Raw genomic sequence first — 26081 nt, 5'->3', positions numbered from 1 at the left:
AAATTGTCATTTATTTGTAAAAAAATGTTTTCAAAAAGGCTTATATATTCATGACTATACACATAATACTCGTTCATCCACGCATACCTAATAACACAGGAAGCGCTATTAGATTATGCGCTAACACAGGTGCAAAGTTACATTTAGTAGAACCCTTAGGGTTTGATCTTGAGGACAAAAAACTACGAAGAGCGGGTTTGGATTATCACGAATATGCAAATATGCAGGTTCATAAAGATTGGCAACAAGCAAAGCTAGCGTTACAGAAGGCCAACTGTTCACGTATGGTGGCGTTAACGACAAAACTAAGCAAGCCCTTTTATGAGTATGACTTTACTCAAAATAATTTTGCAGAGGGGGGCATAGAGTCTGAAAATATTGCATTGGTGTTTGGATCAGAAACAGCAGGGCTTCCTGAAGAGATTAGAGCAGATATTGGTGCCCAAAACTGGTTGCGCTTGCCCATGCTTCCTGATTCTAGAAGTTTGAATCTGGCAAATACAGTGTCTATTTGTTTATATGAAGTGTGGCGTCAGCAAGGATTCAAAGGAGATATGGGGCGCAGTACAGGTTATGAACAGCTAACACCGTATGATCCAAAGTAAACACCTACCTCAAAAAATAAATGAGCAATGCTAAAAATGAGCAATGCTAAAGTGGCTAAGCCTACTCTTGATAGTGGTTATATTCGCTTTACTCGCTACTTAAACTGTCATTACAAACAGTTCGGAGGTTTGGGTAATCCCGCTATACGATTGACATGGCGAGCAACCAGCCCCGTTTTAAATAGCTGCTGCAATTTCTGATTGCTAATGTCATGCCCAGGCAAGGTTTTCATCAGATACTTAATCAGCGGTCGAGTGGATGGGGGGTGTTTAAACTCTTGATGAAACTGGCGAACTTGATGCAGTATTTCATAGTGCGTATTTGTTAAGGTTACCTCTAGCGTGTCTGCTAATTGCTGTGCGACCTCAGGCGTCCATAAAGTATGATCAATCAAATGACCTTCTTCATCTAGTTCTAGTTCAATATTTACCTGATTTTTTGCATTCATATATTTTTTATTCGTATGTTTTTATTAATGGTTTTTATTAATGGTTTTTTAATGTGCTTAAGGGTAATGGCTAACAGAGGATAATATTGTTTATTCGTTTGAGATAGGGACGGTGCGTTATTATTTTTATTTGGTATTTTATACTGCGAGTTTTAAAAATATGTCAATGCCAGATTAATGGCTATTATAACGATACGCCTAAGGTAATTACTCTATCAACTTTCTGAGTTAATCGCACCCACTTATCATCAGTTAATGCGATAGCTTTACTGAAGTCTATGGCTAACTTTGCGCTGTCGTTGAGCGCCTCAATATCCTCAGATAATACATAGATATTGGCAATACCATTAATTGTCCCTTCAAATTCATCGTCTGCATTTAAATCAGAAATGTAAGCATCAAACCAATCTAGATAAGCAGCCGTTTCGCCCAGCAATAAAACACTATCGCCTGCTTGCCATAGGCTGTTCATCTCTTTTATGATGGCTTTGAAACTCCCCATATTGGCATGTAATTGAAATAGTGTGACCATAGTTAAGCTCTTTATAGTGTTATATTCTATATGGTTTAGAATTCTTTACGATAACCAAGTATTCATGTATTATTTTTTACCGTTAGACCCAGTGAATTAATCAAGCGAACTAACTTCAATAGATTAGCTTACTACATTAAAAGGTAAAAACTTGAGTGAATTTAGTAGAGTCTAAATCTTCTGGAATGAAGTCAAGTTGGGCTGCTAAATCAGGTGGTACTACCCCTGAAATCCAACTACTAAATACATCGTCAGGAAGCCAAGCAGGCGGCATATCATACATATCAAGCGACCTAATCATGCCATTTAAACGGCTATCAGATTGCATCAACTGACCAAAAACAGAGCTTCCTATCATCAGCTGTACCGATTGGCCGAAAGTCGCTAATGTTAACGCTAATGCACAGCCTTCATAAGTCGCTGTTTCGGTTGGCGTCGTTAATCGGATAAGTATTGACACGATAGGTGTTCCTTTAAAGGTAGAGTTTAATGTTAATAATTTATTAATTACTGTATATAAGGACACGACATAGAAAATATGGCATAGCCTAAAACTGTATCACTTTATCTGCTTCATTAAGCCTACCCGCTAGCTCTCCTAGACCAACCAGTTTGAATCCTCGAGCTAAGTTTGTACCCTCTAGTTGGTGCCGAGTTGCATTGGCTAAATCGGTAATACCTCTAGTGATGGCCGTACTTACACAGACCGGTAAATCCAGGTTGTAATCTAAACTTAATTGTTGCCATTTTTGGGTTAAATTTTCTCTGTCTGCAACTTGCCAGCGTAGAGCATTTGCAGTGTGTGCCGACCCTCCATAAAAGAAAACGTGAACTGGATTTCTAAAATGATTATTATCACTATCTGCTGCATGACAAGTTGGAGAATCACAAGGTTTAGAGTGATAAATGCTTAGTAATGATTTGGTATAGCGATAAGCATGCTCAGCAAGAGGATGTGCTGGGTCAACAGTAATCAATATTAAAGTCGTAGCGGTTGTCATATATTTAAAGCCTCAAGTCAGGCATTTGAATGAAGTTTTGTCATAGTAATGCTTTAGGTTATTTACTGTTTAAAATTTCTATCGTGAGTATGTTAACAGCATTTATTCCCACGTAGTGAATTGAAATTTTACCCAATAAATTATGGGTTAACTAGTAGTCAGTAAAACGGATCAGTAAGACCTCATTTAGAAAAAGATCACTAACTATACTAACTATAATAAATGCAGGCATCAAACAAGCGAAAATAAAGGGGTTGTCATCAAACTGTGATTAAAGTGCCATACAATTGTCAAATCTTACTGATAGATTGTGAGCATGAAAAAAAGTATTTATAAAGTAAAGTGTGTTGTGAGGAAAGTATGTTAAACGATCTAAATAAGCTAAATCTATCTACTGAACGCCTTGTGTCTGACAATGCTTCAATGCTTCAAGTGGGACAAGATAGAGAAAATATGATTGTAGATAAATCAGTTGGCTTATTGAGAGTAAACGACCTGCTTTTAGATGGCAATGAAAAAAGACACATACTGCCTCAGGCGAAGCTAGTTCACAGCTCAACGTCAGGTATACATATTCTGTTGGTTACAGAAACGTGGCAACCAGATGTCAATGGTGTCGCCATGAGTTTACACCAGTTAATGAGTCAGCTCGTTATGATGGGCCATAAGGTAAGCTTGTTAAGACCTGAGCCAAAACATGTTGAGAGCAATGACTTTAAAGATAATTCTTTTGATACACATCATCGTGATGACCCTCAGCTTAACCAACTTCACATAGTCACTAAAGATATACAAGTTAAAGGCATGCCTATTCCTAAATACCCTGATTTACAAATGGGGATGCCTGTTTATAACCGTATAAAACGCGAGCTTAAGCAGCTAAAGCCTGACATTGTGCATATTGCCACAGAGGGTCCGCTTGGATTAGCTGCTTTATTAGCTGCTAAAAAGCAAAAAATAGCGGCTACTACTGGATATCATACTCAGTTTCATGATTTCAGCCGCCATTTTGGCATTGGAATTATTGCACGCCCTTTGCTGACCTATTTTAAATGGTTTCATAACGCATCAGAAGCGACTTGTGTACCCAGTCAGAAAACACAAAACGACCTAGATAAAATTGGTTTTAAGCGTCTCGTTCAAGTAGGTCGTGGTGTTGACTTAGAACGTTTTAATCCTGAGCATAGAAGTGAGTCTTTGCGTCAAGAGTGGGGTGCGCATAAGCAACATACTGTCCTGATTATGGTAAGCCGGCTGTCTCCTGAAAAAGGCGTTGATTTAGTTATTCAATCATTCAAAGCGTTGCAAAGTGCTCAGCTACATCGTGCTATGAAGTTAGTTATTGTTGGCGATGGACCAGACCGTCAACGCCTTGAGTCTTTGGCTAGTGACAGCAGCGAGGATATTATCTTTACAGGTGCTAAAAAAGGACATGAGCTTGCTGAGCATTATGCCAGTGGCGATGCGTTTATTTTTGCCAGTCAAGTAGAAACATTTGGAAATGTCGTTATTGAGGCGATGGCCAGCGGTTTGCCAGTGTATGCTTATGATGATGCTGCAGCGGGTATGTTAGTCAATCCAAATAATGGAGGCTTGGTTCCGGTCGGTAATAAAAAAGAGTTTATAAATATGGTAGCTGCACTCCCTAAAATGCAAGTTTTGAAAGAACAAAGTAGCCATGCCGTTCAGCAAGTTGCTGGTTTTTCTTGGCAGCGCCCTGCCAAACAGATGCTGGATATGTTTATTAATGCGATACAGGCTAAGGTCTAATGTACAAAAAAAGTGGGTTCTTTGAATACACATTTTTTATATCTTAATAAAATAAGGGGATAGGTTTTGAAACATACCAGTTCTAATAGTAGAAACAGGTCTGAATCATTAAAAACTTCGAGTATGCCTTCAACTATTGCACCCAGTCCAATTTATACCATGATGAGTCGTCATCCTACATTAGCACTCTGTACGGAACAGTTTCTGAGCTGGGACACCAACCTTTGTATTCATATTAATAAATACTCAACTAATTACGCGGTCGCCGTTTTTTTTAAGACTATAAGCCGATTAGGTGACGGTTGGTTTTGGTATGTCATGCTAGCCTCTGCATTTATGATTGGTGGTACACAATCTATATTGCCGCTACTAACAACGATAATAATGAGTCTAATGGGTTTAACTATCTATAAATTATTGAAAGTTAAAACTGTGAGACCTCGCCCTTATCAAGTGCATCAAGTTATTGTTTTGGGCGAGCGTCCACTAGATGTCTTTAGCTTTCCATCTGGTCATACCTTGCAAGCGGTGTTATTTACCGCCACTTTAGGTAGCTATTTCCCACAACTATTGCCGATCATGTTACCTTTTGCGGTTTTAGTAGCCCTTTCCAGAATGGTGCTCGGTTTGCATTATCCCACCGATGTTTTAATTGGAGCAGGTATTGGTTATGGACTGTCGCTGTGGGCGTCAAGAGTTCATATTTATTTGGAGGAAACACTACCTTTATTTATCTGAAGATCTGTGTACTGTAAAAGTCAGCATATCAGCAAGGTCATGGGTAATAAGGTTAGCGGTTTAAGGTGTATGCTTTTAAGAGTTTGTTACTTTATTGAACATGTCGGACTATTCTAAAATATTGTTACCACATAGTGATGCATGGGTATTGGGTGAATAGTTATATAGCTTAATTTTGACTAAGGTTTTATAAATTTTATCTTATCTTATATCTCGAAAATATCAATTCTGTGGTAGGCTTATAGCACATTAGCACTTTAAAGGAGTCGTGCTTAGCCATGTCATCAGCCAATAATACCGATAATAATCAGTCGTCTAGCAAGTCTCATCCACATAAAGAACCTATCACTTTAGAACAAATTGAACGGCTCAAAATGGCCAGTCAATTTGCTTTTCATATATGGGAAAACAAGCCTTTAGTCTGTAAAAACTTTTTAACCAGTTACCCACTTGATGAGTGCCTAACCCGCCAGCAAATTAGCGATTTAATAGATGATTTTACCTTGGATGAAGGCCTTGATGGCGGGTTAGAGAGGGCGGATGAAGCTGGTGTAATGGTAGGTCTTCGCCGTTTGCGTGAACTTTTAATGATGCGATGGATTTGGCAAGATGCACTCGGTGTGATTTCGCTTGAGCAGCTCACTGAAGAGTTATCAGATTTCGCTGATTCGTGTTTAATTTTTGCCAAAGAATATACATGGAAGTCTCTTGTTAAGCGTTATGGTCGACCCACCTTTATTGATAAGGATGGTAAGTTACAATACGATGATATGGCAATTTATGCTATGGGTAAGTTAGGGGCTCAAGAGTTAAATTTATCAAGCGATATTGATCTGATATTTGTACACAGTGCTCGCGGTCATACCGATGGTGATAGATCAAAAGGAACTAAGTGTATTGATAACAAGCGATTTATGGCTCGCTTAGGTCAAGGCATTATCAAGCTTTTAGATGAAAATACAGCTGAAGGCTTCGTGTTTCGCGTTGATATGCGTTTGAGACCTTGGGGAGATGGCAGTGACTTGGCGATACATTTATCTGCTTTAGAAAAATATTTTGAAAAGCATGGTCGGGCATGGGAGCGTTTCGCATGGCTTAAAGCCCGCGTTGTAAACTGGGTAGACGACACATTTAAAAAACAGTTGAATGAGACAGTCAAGCCTTTTGTTTTTCGTTATTACGTTGATTATAGTGCCTTCGCTGCCTTGCGCGAAATGAAATCATTGATTCAAAACCAAGTGGCGCAGAGAGAAGATTTAGATAACGTAAAACTTGGTGCTGGTGGTATCAGAGATATTGAGTTTGTGGTTCAAGCCTATCAGCTTATCTACGGTGGTCGAGATAGCCAGCTTGAAGTAAAAGGGTGTCTTGATGCCATGAAAGTTTTAAATGACTTTGATTATCTTGATGATGAAACTTACAAAAACTTAGAGCAAGCTTATCGGTTTTTTCGAAGAGTTGAACATGGCATTCAAGCCATTAATGATCGCCAAACTCAGCAGCTGCCAAATGATCCCAAATGGCAGAATAATTTAGCCCTAACGCTTGGATTCAAAGGATGGCAAGACTTTTTGCAATGTCTAAATCAGCATCGTAAAAATGTAAATATCCCTTTTGATCGTATGGTTACTGAACGCCAAACGCCTACAGATTCAGAAAGCGATTTTAAGCGAGATTCAACAAAAAATATTGAGGATATTTTAAACGAAGAAAATCTCAAGCTATTGCAGCAATTTTGGGATAGCAAAATGGTGGCTAATCTTTCAGAAGAGGCGAGAGAGCGCTTAGACAATGCCTATCCTGTATTGACTCACGCTCTCATCGAGCATGAAATAAAGCAGGAGGGTGCAAATGACGCTCTTCCCAGATTAATAGACTTACTCGAAGCTATTTGCCGTCGTTCCATTTATTTGGTTATGCTTGCCGAAAACCCTGATGCAACAGTCGATCTCATACCTATGCTATCAGCAAGCCCTTGGATATCAGGCGAGCTGGCCAGATACCCTGTATTGCTGGATTCATTCTTGCAACAACGTTATCGCCATCTACCGGATAAAGAGGAGCTTACTGATATTTTACGCCAGCGTTTACTCAGAGTAGAAACAGATGACGAAGAGTTGCTACTAAGCTCACTACGTCTCTTCAAAAATAATCAGGTGCTTGCTGTGGCTGCTAGTGATGTACTGGCAGAGCGTCCAATTATGAAAGTCTCAGATTCTCTGACTTACATTGCTGAGGTAGTATTAGAAGCGGCGTTAGAACGGGCTTTTGCTCAGCTTGTTAAGCGCCATGGTTATCCTATAAATCAGCAAGGTAATTCGGTTACAGAAGCACATAGTGGTTTTGCCATTATTGGCTATGGTAAGCTTGGCGGAATCGAGATGTCTTACACCTCAGATTTGGATTTAGTGTTCATACATCAGATAAATGAGCAAGCGATGACAACAGGTGCAAAACCTGTCAGCGGTATGAAGTTTGCTGCAAGACTTGCTCAAAAGCTTATGACCTATCTGAATACCCAAACACGTGATGGACGTGCGTATGAAATTGATATGCGTTTGAGACCCTCTGGTAATGCTGGCATGATGGTTGTATCTAGTAAATCATTTCAACATTATCAGCTAGCTAAGGCTTGGGTTTGGGAGCATCAAGCTTTAGTGCGAGCAAGGGCGATATGTGGTGATAGAGATGTGATGCAATCCTTTAATCATATACGTGAAGAAGTGCTAACGCGTAAACGTGACATCAATGAATTAAAATTTGAAGTTCAAAAAATGCGTAAAAAAATGCAAGATCATTTGGGAAGCGATGCACAAGAACAAGGAAAGTTCCATTTAAAACAGGATGCGGGTGGTATTGTTGATATTGAGTTTATGGCCCAGTATGCCGTACTCGCTCATGCCAATGAGTATCCAAGCTTAATTAAATGGAGTGATAATATTAGAATTTTTGAAAGTTTAGCTGAAACGGGTGTTTGGGATGAAGAGACCTGTATAGGGTTAACCCAAGCATATTTGGACATTAGGGCAGCAATGCACAAGCTTGCCTTAGCAAATCAAAGTATTTTAGTCAATGAGCTTCCTTGGGAGGATATACGCGATTATGTCATTACCAAATGGAATGAAGTTATTTGCTGATCCTATGCGAAAAAATGTCTGATTATCTAGGTGGCTTTTTTTTAGTATACATATCTCTCCAATGCGTGAGCTCAATCGAGTGCTTATCATAAAGCGTCTTTAAAGCACCGCTTTTCATCCATTGATATTCACGTTCACGAGCCTCTTTAATACCATCATTCCAGTTGTCATAAGGGGTGGCAGGATGGCACATAATTACTGAGATTGGGTTATGGCTATTTTTCTCATCAAATCCACCAATTCCGATAGGGCACTGACCTAACCAGCGGTCCCATAGCTTTGTTAGCTTATCTGAGTGTGCTTCAAAATCATACACCCCACCAAAATGACTGTTTGTTATAACGCCTGTTTGCTCACACAATGCTTTCCATTGTTGCCCGCCTAACGAATAAATTACCCATGCTTTTAAGTCGTAATTTATAGGGGTGGTTACTCTCGCTGCCATGGTGTGGCTCAGACTTTTGCCATAACGAGATAGTAATTCATTCATTAGACATTGTCTTATGATTGGAAACTGATGAACATGTTGATGCCCATCAATAAATCTTGGGGCATGATTGAAGGTGTCTTCAAAAATATCAAGCTGTTGCTTAATTTCATTAGCAACATCATTTGCTTTAATACCTTGTAAGTAACTTGCTTTAAGCAGTTTTGGTAACGATTTGGGTAAGGTGGTTTTAAATACGCCAGTGAAATCTAGGTGTAGACCTACGTCAATATTCGAGGTATATAGGGCTTTGATTGAGGTATTGTCAATATGGCCACCCACCATATAACTACTAGCAGTAATTAGCCTCTTTTGGGCTAAATTAATGACCGCATCGTTCACAGGCTCAGACAAACCTAAATCATCAACATTAACGATAACCTTTCTGCTTAACGTATTAGATGATTCTATTAAAGCGGAGTCTGTATAGGTAGTGGTATTAATATTTGCGTTCATAGAGTCATTAGGCTATCACATCATGAATAAGTTATAGTATAGCGCTTATGATAAATTATAATGAACTCGGTTGATATAGTTTAAGTCACTTAAAATGGTTACCAGTCAACCGAGCGGTAGTTTTTGCTATTGACTGCCTCTATTTATTGTTATTAATAGCTTATTAAATCTGGTACAGCAAGTGAGCTTAGCATAGTAACTATTTAGAATTAATGTGATTATCTTAGAATTAATGTGATTATCTTAGAATTAACGTGACTATCTTAGAATTAACGTGATTATAGTTTGAATTTTAAAAGTTTAAGATTTGAAGGCCCATAGTTTACCAAGTAGAAAACTTAAAACGGTAATAATAGCGGTAACCACAAACCATATTAACAAATAATAGCGCTCACCATATAGCCCTAGACCTAACATAAATAACCCTTGGTTTAAGGCGAAGCCTAAAATAGAGCTGCCAAACCATCTGGCCAAACGTTTTATATTGTCTCCTTTATTTGTGCGCTGTATATTATGGCGGAAGGTAACCCAAGAATGACCTAAAAAGCTGGCAATAAATGCACATAAAAAGGCAACAACATTTGCCCAAGCGGGATATATATTAAATAGGCTGACCGCTAAATACAATATGACACCGTGAACTAGGGCAGCAAGACTGCCCATAATCATAAACTTAAGGATTTCGGAGGTTGACTGACGCATTAAATATTTAGCTCTACTAAAGAAAGGGTGCTAACTTTAATTCTGCAAGTTAGACGGGGCGGGTATCAGCGTCTTGATTACTTAATACCTCATCTATTAAATAAATAGGGCGTTGTTTCACTTCTTCATATAAGCGTCCAACATACTCGCCTATTACACCAATACATACCAACTGTATACCAGTAGAGAACATGATACCAGCCGCCACTGTTGCCCATCCTGCCACGTCATTGCCAAAAAACAAGGTTTCTAAAACAATATATATGCCGTATAAAAAGGCAAGAAACGAGACAAAAAAACCCATTCGTGATATGAGGCGTAAGGGCTTTTGCGAGAAGGAAGTGATGCCCACTAAAGCAAGCTCAAACAAACTGGTATAATTAAATTTACTGTCGCCATGATCACGATTATCAGCAGTGAAAGGTAGATAGACCGTGTGAAAACCCACCCATGCATAAAGTCCTTTCATAAAGCGTTGGCGCTCTGGTAGTGAGAGCAATGCTTGTAATACTTTCTGATTCATTATTCTAAAGTCGCCTGCATTTGGGCGAATCTCATAGCGCTGTGTGTCTTGAATAAAGTGATAGAAGCTACTTTTTAACGTTTTTGCTAAAGGGCTCTCATAAGGGCGATTGGCCTGAATACCCGCTATCATATCAATATTGGTTTGGTCAGACTGTTCAGCCTGTACCATCATCTTTATCATTTGTTCTAATACGCTTAAAGGATGCTGACCATCAGAGTCAATCATGGCGATGTATTTACCGCTTGCGTGAGCCAGCCCAGCACTAAGTGCAGATTCTTTACCAAAGTTGCGAGATAGGCGAATGAGCTGTATCTTTACTTGCACAGGACAGGACTGTACGGCGGTTTCAAATACCTGTCTAATATTATCTTTACTGCCATCATCTACAATAATAACTTGTTGATGGCCATTTAAAGCGTTTGCAAAATCAATTACTTTAGGTAAAAAAATCGTCAATGCCGCTGCATCATTGTATGCCGGCATGACGATAGAGAGAAAAGTCTGATTTTTAGGCATTTTTTCAGGCATTCAAACACTCATTTGGATGGGTTAAACATCAATATAAATACGAAATAAAAGTTTTAGCTATATATTATCTAACGCAGTGATTGGGAATATAAGCTGACCATTTAACCATTAATGGCTCTGAATCTGGCTGTTTAGGCCAGTTAATTTGCCAGATACCATGATAATGTATCATAGATTCCTTTGGTAGTTTATCGACCAATGGTAAGGTCAAATCATTTTCAGCTTGTGACATAATCAGTGTACCGTGTTTTGATAGACGGTCTAAAGTCATCCAAGGCGAATGGCTAGCAGGACCGGATATCATAAGTGAAGGCCAAGTGGATGTGGTTTTAAGTTGAGAAGCGTTAGCATTCATGGCTACCAATGCGCTTAGCCAGCGATCCCCTGAAATACTATCCCATGTGCAAGTGCTAATCTCATTCCATGTTTGCTGTGCTTGCAGACTTAAGGCCTGTTCTGGCCAATCCATTCGTGACGGTTTATTACGTACATTATGCCCAAACTGTAAATAAGTTATCATTAAAATTGTCACAAGTGTCAGCCAAACTCTCAGATATTTGGTTATTTTGTCTTTAAGTAAAATAAGACTGTCAGGCTTTATTAAACTGGCAAATAATAAGCCTGATAGTGACCACATGGGCATGCCCCACATATCTCTTAGACCAATACCAAATATAAGACTTAGCACAATAAGAAATAGTAATGGCATCAACCATAAATAGACAATCAGCTTGCTATCGGTTGTGGTGTTTTGTTTATTAGATGTCGAGCTGTTTTTATGTTTAGTGAGTTTAGGACTTGTTAATCTAAGCTGAGTTAATCTAATAGTAGGTAATTTTTGAAAATCTAGATACTTACGAGATAAAAATAATATGATTAACAAAGGTATATGAGCAATTAGTTGGGCAAGAGAAAATTTGAACCAGCTAACGTGCGCAGCAAGTGAATTGCCTTGTGTACTATCACTAGAGCGACCACTAGCATAGGTAAAAGGCAACCAGTCATGTTGTATTAACCACATCAGGTGTGGCGTAAAAATCGCCAACATGATTATAGCTGATAACCAAGGCTTTGGTTGTTTTAGTAATCGCCATTGGTTTGGAAGTAGTAAATATATCGCCATTGGAATTAATAGAAAAACGACACTATATTTGGTCAGCATACCCAAGCCACCCACTATACCCAGTAAAATCCAATCTCGATAACGATTTTGTGTCGTGGATTGATAGAAGAGCAAGCTTAATCCAGCCCAGATAGGAAACTGGGCGATATTATGGTTATATTCTAAACTAGGGTAAGTGTAATAAAAAATAGCAAGGGTAAGTAGCGCACCCAAAACAGCTTGCGTATGTGAGAATAGCTTGGTACCCAGCTTATATATGAGAAATAAAGAGAGTAATACGTGAGTTTGGCTGAGAAAATAAGGGCCAATATGACCAAAAAGTTTGTAGAAGCTATACAATAACCATGAAGAAAGAGGGGGGTGTTTGTAGTAACCCCACTGCCATTCATGCCCCCAGTTGATACCTTCACTAACATCTAATGGCACGCTACTGCCTATAAAAGCAGGCACGATAGACCATATCAGAAAATAAATGGCTAGAAAAAAGGCTGATTTATGCCAACTTTCACTTTGGTTATAATTAAGTGTTTGGTTGTCTGTTTTTAGAGTATTTGACATTATTTATATCTTATTTCTTTATAACTTTGGTCATTATTTAATGAGATTAGGGTTCATTTAAATTATTTCTAATCAATTAGATTGAGCAAATTATTTTCGTTTATAAATGTGATAAAATTTCCTTATTGTAATCTGATTTTCTGACTTAACCAATGTTGCTGTGCTAATCATTAATGATTAAATAAATATTAATGACTGAGAATGACTCAAACAGTCTATAGAGTAATAAAGTCTACTCATACACCATTCAAACTGCCGAGTACTGAACATGAAAAATGAAACAATAAAAATTTTCGTTGGCTGTGATCCGAATAATTGTGATCTAGAACAAATGATGGTGTTAGATTACAGTATAAAAAAACATACGAAAGTGCCTTTTGAAATTATATGGATGCAATTATCTCGCGACCCGAATAGCTTTTGGTATTCTAATCCAGAAATAGGCGAAGGCTGGAACACAACAAAGTGGGCAACGCCGTTTTCAGGATTTCGCTGGGCTATTCCAGAGTACTGTGACTTTAAAGGCCGTGCCATATACATGGATGCGGATATGGTGGTATTGTCTGATTTAAATGAATTATGGAATCATCCGGTTATTGGCTCTAGTGTGGTTGCCGCTAAAGTTAATGATGAGATAACTCGGTTATGTACTTGTTTGTGGGATTGTGAAAAAGCCAAACACATACTCACTCCAGTTTCAGAGTTAATGAGTGACCCTAATGGACATCAAAAGCTAATGGATTATTTCAAAAAAAACCAACAACTAATAACGCCTTATGAAGATAGTTTTAATTGTGTTGATGGGGAGGATTTGCCAATTGAAAATATTAGGATTCTCCATTATTCAGATATGGGTACTCAGTTTAGTCATAAATACGCTATACCACGAATAGAAAGCGAGGGGGCTAAGCATTGGTTCGATGGTAAAGTCATGCCACACCCTAGAAAAGAATTGAGCGATTTGTTTGATAAATATTTCCAAGAAGCGTTAGACGCTGGCTATAGGATTGATGATTATAGAGTAGAAGCATTCGGAGCGTTTCCCAAAAAGACACATAAAAAATATAAGGGTAATAAAGTAACTCGTTCTAATAATAAAAAATCTATTTTTGCACGTTTATTTAAAAGCTAATATCAAAGTTTTTTGATGATTCGTTTTACAGATTATAAAGTAGAGATATATGAAACCAGAAACTGTCAAAAAAAAGAGTATTGTTTTATCAATTAATTCATTGCAAGGTGCAGGAGCTGAGAGGTTTGTTATAACGATTGGGGATGCTTTTAAAAAATTAGGTTTTGATGTTCATATAATCTGCTTTGATCCACTTATTGAATATACTTTAGATGGCAATCTCACTTACCATTTAATTAACCATAAACGTCTAAAACATCTAGGAAAAGGTAGACTTAAGCACTTTTTATTATCAAAAATTACAGACAAATATATAGAAAAAAATATCGGGAAACCAGTATTAATATTGTCTAACTTAGACCGTTCATACAAAGTGTTTAGATATAGCAAGTTAACGAATATTGTATACGTTATTCACAACACATTGTCATTACTATATAAGTTTGAATCGGCAAAAAATATTGAAAAACTTAAAGCTGAATTTATAGATATATTCTCAAGACATCCTTGCGTGTGCGTTAGCGAGGGAGTAAAAGAAGATTTTGTTCAAAGTTTTGGAGAGATTACACCTACCTACGCCATTCACAATCCAATTGATAAAGATAAAATTATAGCTTTATCACAAAAATTTAAGCCTGATTATAAAAACTATATTTTACATGTAGGTAGTTTTAAAGAGGCCAAACGGCATGATGTTTTAATAAAAGCATATGCTAAGACGAAAAAATCTTTACCTTTACTTCTTTTGGGTAAAGGCAAGCTTCAGGGTGAGGTAGAGCAATTAGTTATTGAATTAGGTTTAGAAGAAAAAGTGATATTCTTGGGGTTCTGCGAAAATCCATATCCGTATATAAAAAATGCTGCATTAAAGGTGTTAACTTCAGAGTGGGAGGGGTTTGCATTAGTAATTCCTGAAGCGCTAGCGCTTGGAGTGCCTGTAATCAGTACCGATTGCAGATCAGGCCCAAGAGAGCTTTTACCAGAAAATAATTTAATGCAGACAAATAATATTGAAGCCATTGCTTTAAAACTAGATCAAGCAATGGCAGATCCACAGCAGTTCAAGGCAGATTTTAATAACACCCTGTTACCAAAGGTTGTTGCTAGCAAGTATCTGAAAGTTGTTAATAAATGATTTTTAAGTTAAGGATACATAGGATACTGCAACTATCAGACCAAAAACGATGGCGCCTATTATTCTATTGCGCCGTCTGATTTTTTGACGTCTTAACTTAGTGAGAGATCGACTTGCTTGATATTGCTCAATGTAAACTTCTCCGTCATAATCCTTATCAAATATTTTAATGTAGCCTAAAGGTAAGTTTTCTATTGAAATATTATTTTTAAGTTTATACATGGCGTGATCTAGACTGTCTTGATCTACTTGTGTGTTTTTGCCATCCACTTGCTCATTAATCCATTGCTGGACTAAAGATTTAGCAGCCTGTGTATTTTTGAAAAATAAGGTGCCCGCTAGATAGTCATGCGACATACCACTCATACCTTTTGTCATATAAATTCCAACATCAGCGCTAATATGATTGAAGTAATCAATAGGTTGTTTTACGATCGCATCTGCATCTAAATATAAGATGTCTTTATCAGGAAACCTATTTAAGCACTCAAGAATAAAATGTGGTTTAATTCTTGTGTTAGCTTCCCAATAGCCTGCGTCTTCCACTCGACTAAAATAATAACCAATACCATGCTTTTCTAATGAGTCTTTTAAACGCATGGCATGCTCTTCATAGCTTTGTGTATAAAAACTGCAAACAAGAAACCCATTGTCTGTGATGGAGTTTTCGATAGCGTCTATTTGAATGAATGAGGTCATAAAATACTCAATGAGTGAATAATTATATTAAAGTTGTTTAAAGTTTTTTATCAGATGTACTTAATTAACGCCACCACTGGGACTTATCGTCTCGATGAAGCGACTTAACTAATGCGAAAGCAGTGTCTAAGTTTTGAACTCTATCAAATGTATAGAGTAAAATATCGCAAGCTAAACCATCAATAGCTCTATAACGCTCATATCGCAGTCGCATATTTTTCAGGGTATCATCAGCACCTATACGAAAATAAGTGAGCCCATCATATAAGTCTAAGTGTTTAGCATATAAACTTGCGATGTTCTCATCATTTAAATTATTACTGCTTTGAAAGCCTTTTAAGTATTGCTCTGTTTCATATACTTTAAGGGTATTTACCAAGGTAACGGCATTAAGGAGGATGGTGGACCTTATAGGATTGCTGGAATGATCTACAAAAGTATCACATGCAGATATTATCCAACGTAAGGATAAATGATTTAGGAGAAATTCGGTTTCAGATTCCCACAGCTGTTCAAACGCCTTGAAGGTTTCTTGAGTTTTGTAACCTCTACGTATAAGAATAACCAAAGTGGCGTGGTAGAAGCAGAGCTCCGATTGGCCAATGAACTCTTTTTTTACCTTATTGAGATGATCATTTAGGTCTTTAATTCTTGTTTTATCAATTATATTATGCAGATCTATATCGCCACTACTCAGAATATTATCTTTCATAGCGGCAGAAGACTTATTAGAGTAACTAGAAATAACATCTTTTGCACCCAATGTTTTTTCACTTTTAAATATTAATAGCGCTTTTCGCTTCCAACCACTTAATTCAGCCATAATAAGCTCACTCCGAGATAGATAGATTTGAACCTATTGTAGGTATCCTTTAAGAGTTTAATAATTAAATAATATATCTTTAAATAAGTCCTTAGAAACAGGAGAGTGGTTGATAACTCTAACACCTCGTTTGAAATACTCTCTAGCTAGTAAGTCAAAAGAAGGCACAATTCGATTTTCAATAGCTTTATCCAGCTTGCATGGAGCGGTGCTATCCTTACTTTCATAGAATCTAGGCTGACTGCTATTCAGAAGGTCAATGCCATACAGATGAATCTGATTGGCTCCTAGTGTATATGCTAATTGTGCGGCCACGTAGGCAACCGTGCCTGCTTCAACAAATCCATGAGTAATATCCAATGAAACGCCCACTGGCTTAGGTAGGTTATTTGCATCTATCACAAAGTTTGGATTTGATACCAAGTTAGTTAGGCTTGCTTTTTTAGGTTTAAAAATGGATAACCTAAAACTTTTTTTACTATTAGAACCCATCTTATGCAGTTTATCGGCTGGGTATATAAGAGTTAAACATTGATGGTATTTGATAAAAAATTCAGGTAGCTTTTTAACTATTAAATCAAGTACATTGGCTGTAATAAATAAAGGTTGGCCTTTGTAACATTCAGCCAGCAATAAATGTTGGTGCTCAATAAATCTAGCATCAGTAATAATATAGGCAATAACGTCTTTAAAGGCGTGTTGGACTGTTAAACTGATACTTCCATTTACAAAAAGTGCTGGGTTATTTAATAAGTCATCGTTAAAAGATAATTGATCAATAGAGGGCCCTGAAGCATAGATATTAACTGGTGTATCTACACACTTCATATTATCTTTTTTAAAGTAAGGGATTGAATAAATTTTTCCGCTTATATCGACTTGGTATACATCATTATTATCCATATTTATTCAGACCACCAAGCATTGCGTTCTTTTTCATGATAATTACGAAATCGGGTGTAGACACTGCCGCGTTCATTAACGCGATCAAAAACATTCACTAGGATGCTATAAGCAAAGGGATCTGCTTTTCCAATTTCATCCATTCGCCAACGCATATTTCTTAAGGTGTCATCAACACCAATTCTAAAACTAGGTAATTCATCAAATAAATCAAAACAATTTGCTTTTGTTTTCTTAAATCTATCTTCATCATATTTATCAGATTCGTGCTCATTTGTTTTTAATAAATATTGTTCGGTCTCATATAGCTTAACCGTGTTAATTAATACAATAGCGTTTAATAAGATACTTTTTAATAGGATATCTGGGTCGTGATCAATAAATGTATCAATTGCAGAAATTAGCCAACGCATATTTAGGTGTTCTAATAAAAATTCTTGTTCACTTAGCCATAGTTGTTTAAATAACTTATAGTTTTGCCCAATGTTAGATTCACGGCGTATAAGTACAATCAATTTAGCATGATAGAACAATAACTCTGGCTGCTCGTTGAAATTAGCCCTTAGATGAGAGATATGCTCATTCAAATCTTTTTTCATATAAGATTGGAACGATTCTAACTTTGCTCCAGATAAGATATTGGCTTTTAATGAGTCATAATCGACATTTTGTAATTCTGACTCAATATTTTTTGCACCCAAACGTTTTTTATAACGGTTAAGAGTAAATAGGTTTTCAATTTTACTTTTTTTACGCTTAACCATATAAATATCTCAATTATTAACGAGAAAATTCATTAAATATCAATGCCAATATTTTTCAAGCCACGGACTCGGCTTAACATGACGATACCATTTGCCACCACCACCTTTAATGGCATCAGGTGGATTAATTTCGCCATGAAAAATAACAATTTTAGCGCCTTCAGGAAGGGTAGGCGCTTTAATAAAGCTTAAAAGAGGCGATGCCATACATTGATATTTAAAGCTCACGCACCAGATTTTATCCCAATATTCTAAATGATGATGTTCACGTAGATAGTTTGATAGGTAGGCTTGCTCATGACGGACTTCCGAACTTATTTTAGCGAAATTCTGCTCAAAGTTGCTTAGTAAATTTGGATAGGTGTTTTGTCCAATTTTAAAGCGATAGACTGAGCTATTACCAATCATGCGCCATGGCTTCTTCCAGTCACGTATGATAACCACACTGTCCTCATGTTCAGCTTCATAGTTAAAGAAGGCATCGATATTATCGACAATCACAATATCAATATCTAAAAATAGTGCCGTGCCTTTTAAGTCGTATAATTCGGGCTTAAATGTTGTAAGTTTTTTCCAGCCCCGTTCGGGTAATCCTTCTGGTAGATTTAGTTCTGGGATAGGGTAACATTTGATACTGCTGTCTATACCCGTTTCATCATCGGTAAGGCAAACCATTTCAAAGTCTAAGGTTAGGTTGCGTTTAACCATATTATAGAGGCGATTTACATACTCCGGCCCATACTTATCTCCCCATTTCATACAAATGATGTAGCGATTTTCGGCGCTTTGATTCTTTGAGTCTATCATAAGAGTTTGATTTGGAGGGTTAGTCATTTAATACTCTGTGGAAAAGTAAGTTATAAAAAAAAGCATATGCATAAATAGAGTGTTAACGAGTATCATTTAAATGTTAAACAACGAGTATTTAGCATCGAATATCAAGTATTGAATATTAATTATCATGGGATTTAGCACGTGATTCTAAATATTTTTGAAACTCTAATTCACTCAATTTATACGGGTTGTTAATAACGGGTAGGTTTTTAAATCTTCTGTAACCCCACATATAGTGACTGGGACAGGTGTTTATCATCGTCTCCATCGCCTTATTGAGTGCCGTCGTTGCGACAACCATATCTTTATCATACAAAGCTGGATCATCAAGTGCAACGCAGTGAATGTCAAAACCTGATTGTTTACAGTTAGTCTTAGCATCATTATTGCGTAAGCAGACTAATCCGACTAAAGCGCATTTTGTTTTGCTGGCAAGTTTAGGCGCTAATGTACTAGATAAGGTATCTATACCAAAAAAAGGCGCAATAACGCCTCCAGAAGGGTGTGGAACATGATCTGGTAAAATGATACTAAATCCGCCTGCTTTGAGGGTCTTGAAAATAGCTTTGACACCGGATGCATCAGTAGGAACAAGTGTTGAATTTAATTTTTCTCGACCCTGCAAGATAAAGGCATTGCCTAACTTATGTTTGATTGGCTTATACATAATGGTTGGACTTCCATGCTGATTAAGCCATGCATTCATCATCTCCCATGTGCCTAAATGTGGAACAATAGCCAACATACCCTTTGGGCTATTTAATGCTTGTAAGAATACCTCTTTATTATGAACATTTTTGATTTTTGCAATACTCCATTGTGGCGGCATTGCCCAGCACTTTAAAGACTCTACGCTAGTCAGGCATTGATTGCGAATGATGTCTGCGCTAAGTATTTTGCGAGTTTGCTGATTTAATTCTGGATATACTAAACGTAAATTAATATCAATAGTACGCCTTATTGATAAATTGGGTAGGCAGTTGATTATCCATGCCACAAAAAGTGCCAACCCCTTAAGAAAGGGCAGTGGCACATATCTAAATAGATTAAACGGATTCATAATAAGTGACTCACAAGCAAAGTTTTTTTATCCATAAACCAAAACCTTGTTGCAAGTTGTGGTTGCAGTCAAAGTTAAGATATTATGACTTGTCTTGCGCTTCAACTTGCGCTTTTTCACGCAAGCGAATGCCAAGTTCACGCAGCTGACGGCTATCCACTTCTGCAGGTGCTTGAGTTAGTGGGCAGTCTGCAGTCTTAGTTTTAGGGAAAGCAATGACATCGCGAATTGATCCAGCACCTACCATCAACATAATGAGGCGGTCAAGACCAAAGGCGAGTCCGCCGTGCGGAGGCGCACCAAACTTAAGAGCATCTAGTAAGAAGCTGAATTTCTCATTCGCTTCTTCATCAGAGATACCAAGGGCATCAAACACCGCTTTTTGCATGTCTACGGTATTAATACGTAAGCTACCGCCGCCAATTTCAGTGCCATTAAGCACCATATCGTACGCAATGGACAAGGCAGTTGCTGGGCTATCTTTGAGCTCTTGAACGGAGCCTTTTGGTTTGGTAAATGGGTGGTGCATAGATGTCCATTGACCGTCATCTGTTTCTTCAAACATGGGGAAGTCTACTACCCATAAAGGTGCCCATTGGCAAGTTGACATTTCCATATCATGGCCAACTTTAACTCGTAAAGCACCCATCGCATCATTTACTACTTTTGCTTTATCAGCGCCAAAGAAGATGATATCACCATTTTGTGCTTCAACACGGTCCACTAAGCTGACCAGTACATCATCCGTCATATTTTTGATGATTGGCGATTGCAGTCCAGAGTCTTTGTCAACACCGTTATTGATATTAGTAACGTCATTTACTTTGATATAAGCTAAGCCGCGCGCGCCGTATATGCTAACAAACTTAGTATAGGCATCAATTTGTTTGCGAGTTAGGGAACCTCCATTTGGTACGCGTAATGCAGCAATGCGACCTTTGGGATCATTAGCAGGGCCAGAAAAAACTTTAAACTCAACGGACTGCATTAGATCAGCCACATCAACAAGTTTAAGCGGAATACGTAAGTCAGGCTTGTCTGAACCGTAATCCCGCATGGCTTCGGCATAGGTCATACGGGGGAATTTACCTAAATCGACATCAAGCATGGTTTTGAAAAGGTTTTGGATTAAACCTTCATTAATATCCATAATTTCTTCTTCAGATAAGAATGATGTTTCAATATCTACTTGGGTAAACTCTGGTTGACGATCGGCACGTAAATCCTCATCACGGAAACATTTGGCAATTTGATAATAGCGGTCAAAACCTGACACCATTAATAATTGTTTAAATAGCTGTGGAGATTGGGGCAAGGCAAAGAAGTTACCGGGACGTGTGCGAGACGGTACAAGGTAATCACGAGCCCCTTCAGGGGTCGCACGAGTCAAAATAGGTGTTTCCACATCTAAAAATCCCTGTTCGTCCAAATAACGACGAATAGTAGAGGTGGCTTTAGCACGGAAAACCATGCGTTCTTGCATCTCTGGACGACGCATATCTAAATATCGATATTTGAGACGTAAGTCTTCTGACACTGTCGTTGTTTCATCATTCAATGGAAAAGGTGGTGTCTCTGATTTAGCCAATACCTCGATTTCTTTACCAAGCAGCTCAATATTGCCACTGGTCATATTTGGGTTTTCAGTACCTTCGTAACGCTTACGCACACGCCCCGTTATTTTTAGAACATATTCTGGACGTGCAGCATCGGCAGTAGCAAAAGCTTGAGGAGTATCAGGGTCAACAACCACTTGTAAGATGCCTTCACGGTCTCGCATATCTAGAAAAATAACACCGCCATGGTCACGGCGACGGTGAACCCACCCAACAACGGTAATAGTTTGTTCTAATAGTTTTTCGGTTACTGAACCGCAATACTCAGTACGCATCATAAATTGTCCACTGTATTAACAAGGGTTGTAGAAATAAGGATTGAAAAATTGTACTTAAATATAATTTGTTTAATGAAACGCACATTATGCCTGTTATTGAACTTTGTCACAACTGTTAGCTTGCTATGAATTACTATTTACAAGGTAGAAAAACAGGGCTTATAAGGCGTAAAAAGCAATACTTAAGTTCGATTAAATGATAATGAAAATTTATAAAAATATAACTTAATCGTGAAAATTAGCGTGTGGTTTAGCAATATTCATACGCCTCTGCCTCTGTAAAAGATGCGGGTTAAATATTCAGAAAATTTTCTGTTAATTTTATTAAATTACATTTAAAGTAAAGATTATTTAAAGTAAAGATTATTAAATAATTTTTAAGCAACTCTTTAACTTAACATCATATTCGAATTGACAACATCTTTGAATGAATAGAATGGATGTCAAAGATAAGTGTAGGTAATATATTCATTAGGGACGGTATTTATAAGCCCGTTCTTACAAACAGGATTTACAAGCCAGCTTAGGGGACGCGCCATGAGTTTACATTTAGGTCATTCAGCAACCAAGTTCAATCAGCCACGCCGGCAATCGAAACAGTCCCCAGAAAAACCTATATTTTCAAAGTTTGCTTTAAGCACAGTAGTTGTCCTAACGATGACATTAAGTGCGTGTACCACATTGTCTGGACATACTAACGATAAAAACACTGACTCTAAAAACACTGACTCTAAAATCATCGACCCTCATATTAACATTAATACAAATACTGAGATAAAAGTCGCAGTCGAACAAAAAAGCAAAACCCCAATTTATAGTGCAGATATGACAGCACCTGAACAAGGCAGTGGTCTCACTCAACAGAAGCTTGTGCAGGCTGATGACTTCATGGTTGCCTCAGCTAATCCGCTGGCAACACAGGCAGGTTACAACATCTTAAAGCAAGGCGGTAGCGCAATTGATGCCATGGTTGCTATTCAGACCACATTGGGACTGGTAGAGCCGCAATCTTCAGGTTTAGGGGGAGGGGCATATGTTGTTTACTGGGATAATATTAATAAAAGGCTAACTAGCTTTGATGCCCGTGAAACGGCGCCTCAGTCAGCAACGCCTCAGCTATTTTTAAAGGAGTCTGGTAAGCCTTTAGAATTTATGCAAGCCGTCATTGGGGGGCGCTCGGTGGGCGTGCCTGGAGTACCCAAGATGATGGATGTACTGCACCAACGCTATGGCAAACTGGCTTGGTCCGATCTCTTCAAAGTGCCTATTAATTTAGCTGAGAATGGGTTCAAAGTATCTCCACGCATGGCGGCATCAATTGCCACCCATGCTGAGAGCTTATCCCGTTACCCTGAAACAAAAGCGTATTTTTTACCTCATGGCATGCCTTTGCAAGCAGGCACTAAGCTTAAAAACCCAGAGTATGCAAAAACTGTTAAAGCACTGGCGAAGCAGGGTAGTTTACCCTTTTATCAAGGATCATTGGCCAACAATATTATTAAACGGGTAAGAATGGCTCACGATAACCCTGGCGACTTACAGCCTATTGATTTCAAGTCTTATAACATTATAGAGCGAGAGCCTGTCTGTAGTAAATATCGTCAATTTGATGTTTGTGGTATGGGTGGATCGAGCTCAGGGGGTATAGCAGTAGGGCAAATTGTTGGGATTTTAAATCAGTTTTCAACGGAATATTTATTAGATAATCCCGCCACAACACTACGAGTCATTGGAGATGCTTCGCGACTGGCATTTGCCGATAGGGACAAATACGTGGGAGATCCTGATTATGTAACGGTGCCGACAGCAGAGCTATTATCTCAAGATTATCTAAAAAAACGAGCGGATTTAATTAAGTCTACTCACGTTAGCTTAGATGATGTGTTACCGGGTGTGATAGAGCTTAAAGATAATACTGTCAATGAACAAGTTAGCCGTTATGTTACTGCAGAGGCAATAGAGCTACCTTCAACCAGTCATATCGTTGTTGTTGATAGAGAGGGTAATGTCCTCTCTATGACTTCTTCAATCGAAAACGCGTTCGGGTCGACTTTAATGACCAACGGTTATTTATTAAATAACGAGTTAACCGATTTTTCATTTAAGCCAGAAAAAGATGGCGAAATAGTAGCAAATCGAGTTGAAGGAGGTAAGCGGCCTCGTTCCTCAATGGCTCCCACAATAGTCATGCAACAAGGAAAACCGTATTTGGCGGTTGGTTCACCTGGTGGTAGTCGTATTATTGGATATGTTGCTAAAACACTGATGACACATATAGATGGAGGGTTAAACATTCAACAAGCTATTGCTACCCCCCATATGTTAAATCGTTTTGGTACCTATGAAATTGAAGAGAATACTGCTGCTGTCAATGTTGCCCCTATATTGGAGAAAGTAGGCTATAAAACTCAAATACGTGATTTAAACTCAGGTATTCAAGGTATTGTGATAACAGAGAAGGGACTGCAAGGGGCTGCTGATCCTCGGCGTGAAGGCAAGGTCATGGGAGATTAGAATTCAATACCTTAAGGGACTGTTATCTTGGCAAGCTACTACTTGGTCAGCTACTATACTATATGAATGTTTACTTACTTGAACCAGCAAATTGGGCGAGTAAATTATGTCGTGAATTACCCTGTTAACCTGTCGTTGAATACTTTACGCTTTCAATATCTCAAAGCTAGCATCTCGCAATTAGCACTTAAGACTTTAGCTCATGTAAGAGATACCTGCTATGGCATACTTAACTTAGGCACTTTACTTTACTATTTTAGCAAGAGTATTCAACAAGAGTATTTAACCAGTTAAGAGGGCTGTTTAACAGACCCTAATAACCTTCAAACTATTTAATAACATTCAAACTATTTAATTACCTTCTCCCAGCCTTGAAAAATTGGGTAAAGGCACCGATATTAATAATCACTGTAGAATTTTGATAGTTAATCGTTAATTTGCACATTAGGTTGATATATCGAGTTAATTTATAACCCATCTAAATTATAAGTTGTCATGTCTGCTTAGCCCTTGCTCCTAAGCCTATAAAGCTAAGTCAGTTATTATTCCAACAAAAGGATTATTATGCTCTTTCATCCCGTAAAAAACCCAGTAGAATTAAAAGTTATCCATTTAAATAAAGTTCAAGATAACCGTCGTAAAGATCTTTTAGAGGCTGTGGAGGATAAAAATGCCGTAAAGCAGTTAAGGAAAATATTGGCAAAGAAAGCAAAACAAAAGCTTAAAGAAAAAGTAAAAAATAAAAGCAATAATAAAGACAAAAAAATATACGTACTAGATTTTGATGGTGATATTAAAGCCAGTGCGGTTAAGCATTTACGTGAAGAAATCAGTACACTAATCAGCACCGCTAACAAAGGCGATGAAGTGGTTGTTCGTCTAGAGTCAGGTGGCGGGTTAGTGCATGGTTATGGTTTGGCCGCAGCACAGCTTGTTCGGTTAAAAGATGCGGGCTTAATGGTAACTGTATGTGTGGATAAAATTGCTGCCAGTGGAGGCTATATGATGGCTTGTGTGGCAGATAAAATCTTTGCTGCCCCTTTCGCTGTTATTGGCTCAATTGGTGTCGTATCGCAACTACCAAATTTTCACAAATGGCTTAAAAATCATGATATAGACTATGAGATGTTTACTGCTGGGGACTATAAGCGTACAGTAACGGTATTTGGTGAGAATAGTGATGAAGACCGCGCCAAATATAAGGAAGAGCTTGAGCAAACTCATAAGCTGTTTAAGCACTTTGTGACAACCTATCGTCCTACACTAGATTTACAGAAAGTGGCCAATGGAGATCATTGGTATGGTGAAGATGCATTGCATTTAAACTTAGTAGACGAGCTGCAAACCTCCGATGCTTATTTATTAAGTTTAATGGAAGATTACGATGCTTATTCCATCCTATCGCGTCAAAAGCCAACTTTAGCTGAAAAACTAGGATTAAAAAGCGTATCACACAATGCAGTATCTACCGTAACAGCTGCAATAACCACGTCTGTTTTAACGGTACTAGGTGAGAAGCTGCCAGATTTAATCACTAAAATAGAGCAAGATAAACGCTTAACCTTTTAGACTTTGATTAAGGGTCTGTTGGGCTCACAATATGTTTTACAAAGCGGCCTTATGATGGGGTCGCTTTTTTATCGCCTATGTGTTTTTATAAGCAATATCAAAGCCTACTCATTGTGTAATACTCACTTTTTTGAGCAAGTCA

The 26081-nt window shown here is 38.0% G+C and carries 23 protein-coding genes; 8 read left to right on the top strand and 15 right to left on the bottom strand.

Annotation, left to right across the window (positions count from 1 at the left end; all coding sequences use genetic code 11):
- Positions 1 to 50: 50 nt before the first annotated feature.
- A complete protein-coding gene (locus AC2SLN_RS05355) occupies positions 51 to 605 on the top strand; it encodes a tRNA (cytidine(34)-2'-O)-methyltransferase (protein WP_486548529.1) in 555 nt (184 codons plus the stop codon).
- A 110-nt stretch (positions 606 to 715) separates the two neighbouring features.
- Here the strand turns inward: AC2SLN_RS05355 and AC2SLN_RS05350 are convergent, their stop codons facing one another.
- The 4 genes from AC2SLN_RS05350 to AC2SLN_RS05335 all read right to left on the bottom strand — a co-directional run bounded on the left by AC2SLN_RS05350 (position 716) and on the right by AC2SLN_RS05335 (position 2587).
- On the bottom strand, positions 716 to 1030 hold the full coding sequence (locus AC2SLN_RS05350; RefSeq protein ID WP_486548578.1) for a TusE/DsrC/DsvC family sulfur relay protein: 315 nt from the start codon (positions 1028 to 1030) through the stop codon (positions 716 to 718).
- A 208-nt stretch (positions 1031 to 1238) separates the two neighbouring features.
- The gene (locus tag AC2SLN_RS05345; protein WP_486548528.1) at positions 1239 to 1586 is read right to left on the bottom strand and encodes a hypothetical protein; all 348 of its coding nucleotides are present in this window, start codon (positions 1584 to 1586) and stop codon (positions 1239 to 1241) included.
- Between the two features lie 136 nt (positions 1587 to 1722).
- Positions 1723 to 2046, bottom strand: a complete 324-nt coding sequence (locus AC2SLN_RS05340; protein WP_486548527.1) for a hypothetical protein — start codon at positions 2044 to 2046, stop codon at positions 1723 to 1725.
- Positions 2047 to 2134: 88 nt separating this feature from the next.
- Complete coding sequence (locus AC2SLN_RS05335; RefSeq protein ID WP_486548526.1) at positions 2135 to 2587, bottom strand: DsrE family protein; 453 nt, start codon at positions 2585 to 2587, stop codon at positions 2135 to 2137.
- 360 nt (positions 2588 to 2947) lie between these two features.
- Here AC2SLN_RS05335 and AC2SLN_RS05330 point away from each other — a divergent pair, with 360 nt between their 5' ends.
- From AC2SLN_RS05330 to glnE, 3 genes are all read left to right on the top strand, one after another.
- Positions 2948 to 4357: a glycosyltransferase family 4 protein gene (locus AC2SLN_RS05330; protein ID WP_486548525.1), complete on the top strand. Its 1410-nt coding sequence runs from the start codon at positions 2948 to 2950 to the stop codon at positions 4355 to 4357.
- A 162-nt stretch (positions 4358 to 4519) separates the two neighbouring features.
- A complete protein-coding gene (locus tag AC2SLN_RS05325; RefSeq protein WP_486548577.1) occupies positions 4520 to 5095 on the top strand; it encodes a phosphatase PAP2 family protein in 576 nt (191 codons plus the stop codon).
- A 278-nt stretch (positions 5096 to 5373) separates the two neighbouring features.
- A complete protein-coding gene (gene glnE / locus AC2SLN_RS05320) occupies positions 5374 to 8232 on the top strand; it encodes a bifunctional [glutamate--ammonia ligase]-adenylyl-L-tyrosine phosphorylase/[glutamate--ammonia-ligase] adenylyltransferase (RefSeq protein ID WP_486548524.1) in 2859 nt (952 codons plus the stop codon).
- 22 nt (positions 8233 to 8254) lie between these two features.
- Here the strand turns inward: glnE and AC2SLN_RS05315 are convergent, their stop codons facing one another.
- The 4 genes from AC2SLN_RS05315 to AC2SLN_RS05300 all read right to left on the bottom strand — a co-directional run bounded on the left by AC2SLN_RS05315 (position 8255) and on the right by AC2SLN_RS05300 (position 12612).
- On the bottom strand, positions 8255 to 9175 hold the full coding sequence (locus AC2SLN_RS05315) for a ChbG/HpnK family deacetylase (RefSeq protein WP_486548523.1): 921 nt from the start codon (positions 9173 to 9175) through the stop codon (positions 8255 to 8257).
- 300 nt (positions 9176 to 9475) lie between these two features.
- A complete protein-coding gene (locus AC2SLN_RS05310; protein ID WP_486548522.1) occupies positions 9476 to 9877 on the bottom strand; it encodes a GtrA family protein in 402 nt (133 codons plus the stop codon).
- Positions 9878 to 9926: 49 nt separating this feature from the next.
- The gene (locus AC2SLN_RS05305) at positions 9927 to 10931 is read right to left on the bottom strand and encodes a glycosyltransferase family 2 protein (RefSeq protein ID WP_486548521.1); all 1005 of its coding nucleotides are present in this window, start codon (positions 10929 to 10931) and stop codon (positions 9927 to 9929) included.
- Between the two features lie 64 nt (positions 10932 to 10995).
- Positions 10996 to 12612, bottom strand: a complete 1617-nt coding sequence (locus AC2SLN_RS05300; protein WP_486548520.1) for a glycosyltransferase family 39 protein — start codon at positions 12610 to 12612, stop codon at positions 10996 to 10998.
- A 268-nt stretch (positions 12613 to 12880) separates the two neighbouring features.
- Between AC2SLN_RS05300 and AC2SLN_RS05295 the strand changes: the two genes are divergently transcribed.
- Complete coding sequence (locus AC2SLN_RS05295) at positions 12881 to 13744, top strand: glycosyltransferase (RefSeq protein ID WP_486548519.1); 864 nt, start codon at positions 12881 to 12883, stop codon at positions 13742 to 13744.
- A gap of 49 nt (positions 13745 to 13793) precedes the next feature.
- The gene (locus tag AC2SLN_RS05290) at positions 13794 to 14879 is read left to right on the top strand and encodes a glycosyltransferase (RefSeq protein ID WP_486548518.1); all 1086 of its coding nucleotides are present in this window, start codon (positions 13794 to 13796) and stop codon (positions 14877 to 14879) included.
- Positions 14880 to 14882: 3 nt separating this feature from the next.
- Here the strand turns inward: AC2SLN_RS05290 and AC2SLN_RS05285 are convergent, their stop codons facing one another.
- The 7 genes from AC2SLN_RS05285 to aspS form a co-directional block, all read right to left on the bottom strand.
- Positions 14883 to 15578: a putative nucleotide-diphospho-sugar transferase gene (locus AC2SLN_RS05285; RefSeq protein WP_486548517.1), complete on the bottom strand. Its 696-nt coding sequence runs from the start codon at positions 15576 to 15578 to the stop codon at positions 14883 to 14885.
- Positions 15579 to 15642: 64 nt separating this feature from the next.
- On the bottom strand, positions 15643 to 16401 hold the full coding sequence (locus AC2SLN_RS05280; RefSeq protein ID WP_486548516.1) for a hypothetical protein: 759 nt from the start codon (positions 16399 to 16401) through the stop codon (positions 15643 to 15645).
- Between the two features lie 57 nt (positions 16402 to 16458).
- Positions 16459 to 17304, bottom strand: a complete 846-nt coding sequence (locus AC2SLN_RS05275) for a WaaZ-like lipopolysaccharide core biosynthesis protein (RefSeq protein ID WP_486548515.1) — start codon at positions 17302 to 17304, stop codon at positions 16459 to 16461.
- 2 nt (positions 17305 to 17306) lie between these two features.
- Positions 17307 to 18068, bottom strand: a complete 762-nt coding sequence (locus AC2SLN_RS05270; RefSeq protein ID WP_486548514.1) for a hypothetical protein — start codon at positions 18066 to 18068, stop codon at positions 17307 to 17309.
- A gap of 39 nt (positions 18069 to 18107) precedes the next feature.
- Complete coding sequence (locus AC2SLN_RS05265) at positions 18108 to 18902, bottom strand: glycosyltransferase (protein ID WP_486548513.1); 795 nt, start codon at positions 18900 to 18902, stop codon at positions 18108 to 18110.
- A gap of 118 nt (positions 18903 to 19020) precedes the next feature.
- Positions 19021 to 19962: a lysophospholipid acyltransferase family protein gene (locus tag AC2SLN_RS05260; RefSeq protein WP_486548512.1), complete on the bottom strand. Its 942-nt coding sequence runs from the start codon at positions 19960 to 19962 to the stop codon at positions 19021 to 19023.
- An 82-nt stretch (positions 19963 to 20044) separates the two neighbouring features.
- Positions 20045 to 21856 carry an aspartate--tRNA ligase gene (aspS, locus tag AC2SLN_RS05255; RefSeq protein WP_486548511.1) on the bottom strand — a complete coding sequence of 604 codons (1812 nt, stop codon included), beginning with the start codon at positions 21854 to 21856 and terminating at the stop codon, positions 20045 to 20047.
- Positions 21857 to 22393: 537 nt separating this feature from the next.
- Between aspS and ggt the strand changes: the two genes are divergently transcribed.
- Complete coding sequence (gene ggt / locus AC2SLN_RS05250) at positions 22394 to 24370, top strand: gamma-glutamyltransferase (RefSeq protein ID WP_486548510.1); 1977 nt, start codon at positions 22394 to 22396, stop codon at positions 24368 to 24370.
- Between the two features lie 564 nt (positions 24371 to 24934).
- Positions 24935 to 25939: a protease SohB gene (sohB, locus tag AC2SLN_RS05245; RefSeq protein WP_486548509.1), complete on the top strand. Its 1005-nt coding sequence runs from the start codon at positions 24935 to 24937 to the stop codon at positions 25937 to 25939.
- Positions 25940 to 26081: the final 142 nt, after the last annotated feature.

It is taken from the genome of Psychrobacter sp. CX90 (assembly GCF_057396305.2).
The sequence above is the reverse complement of the archived record's forward strand: the minus strand, read 5'-3'. Positions and strand labels throughout refer to the sequence as shown.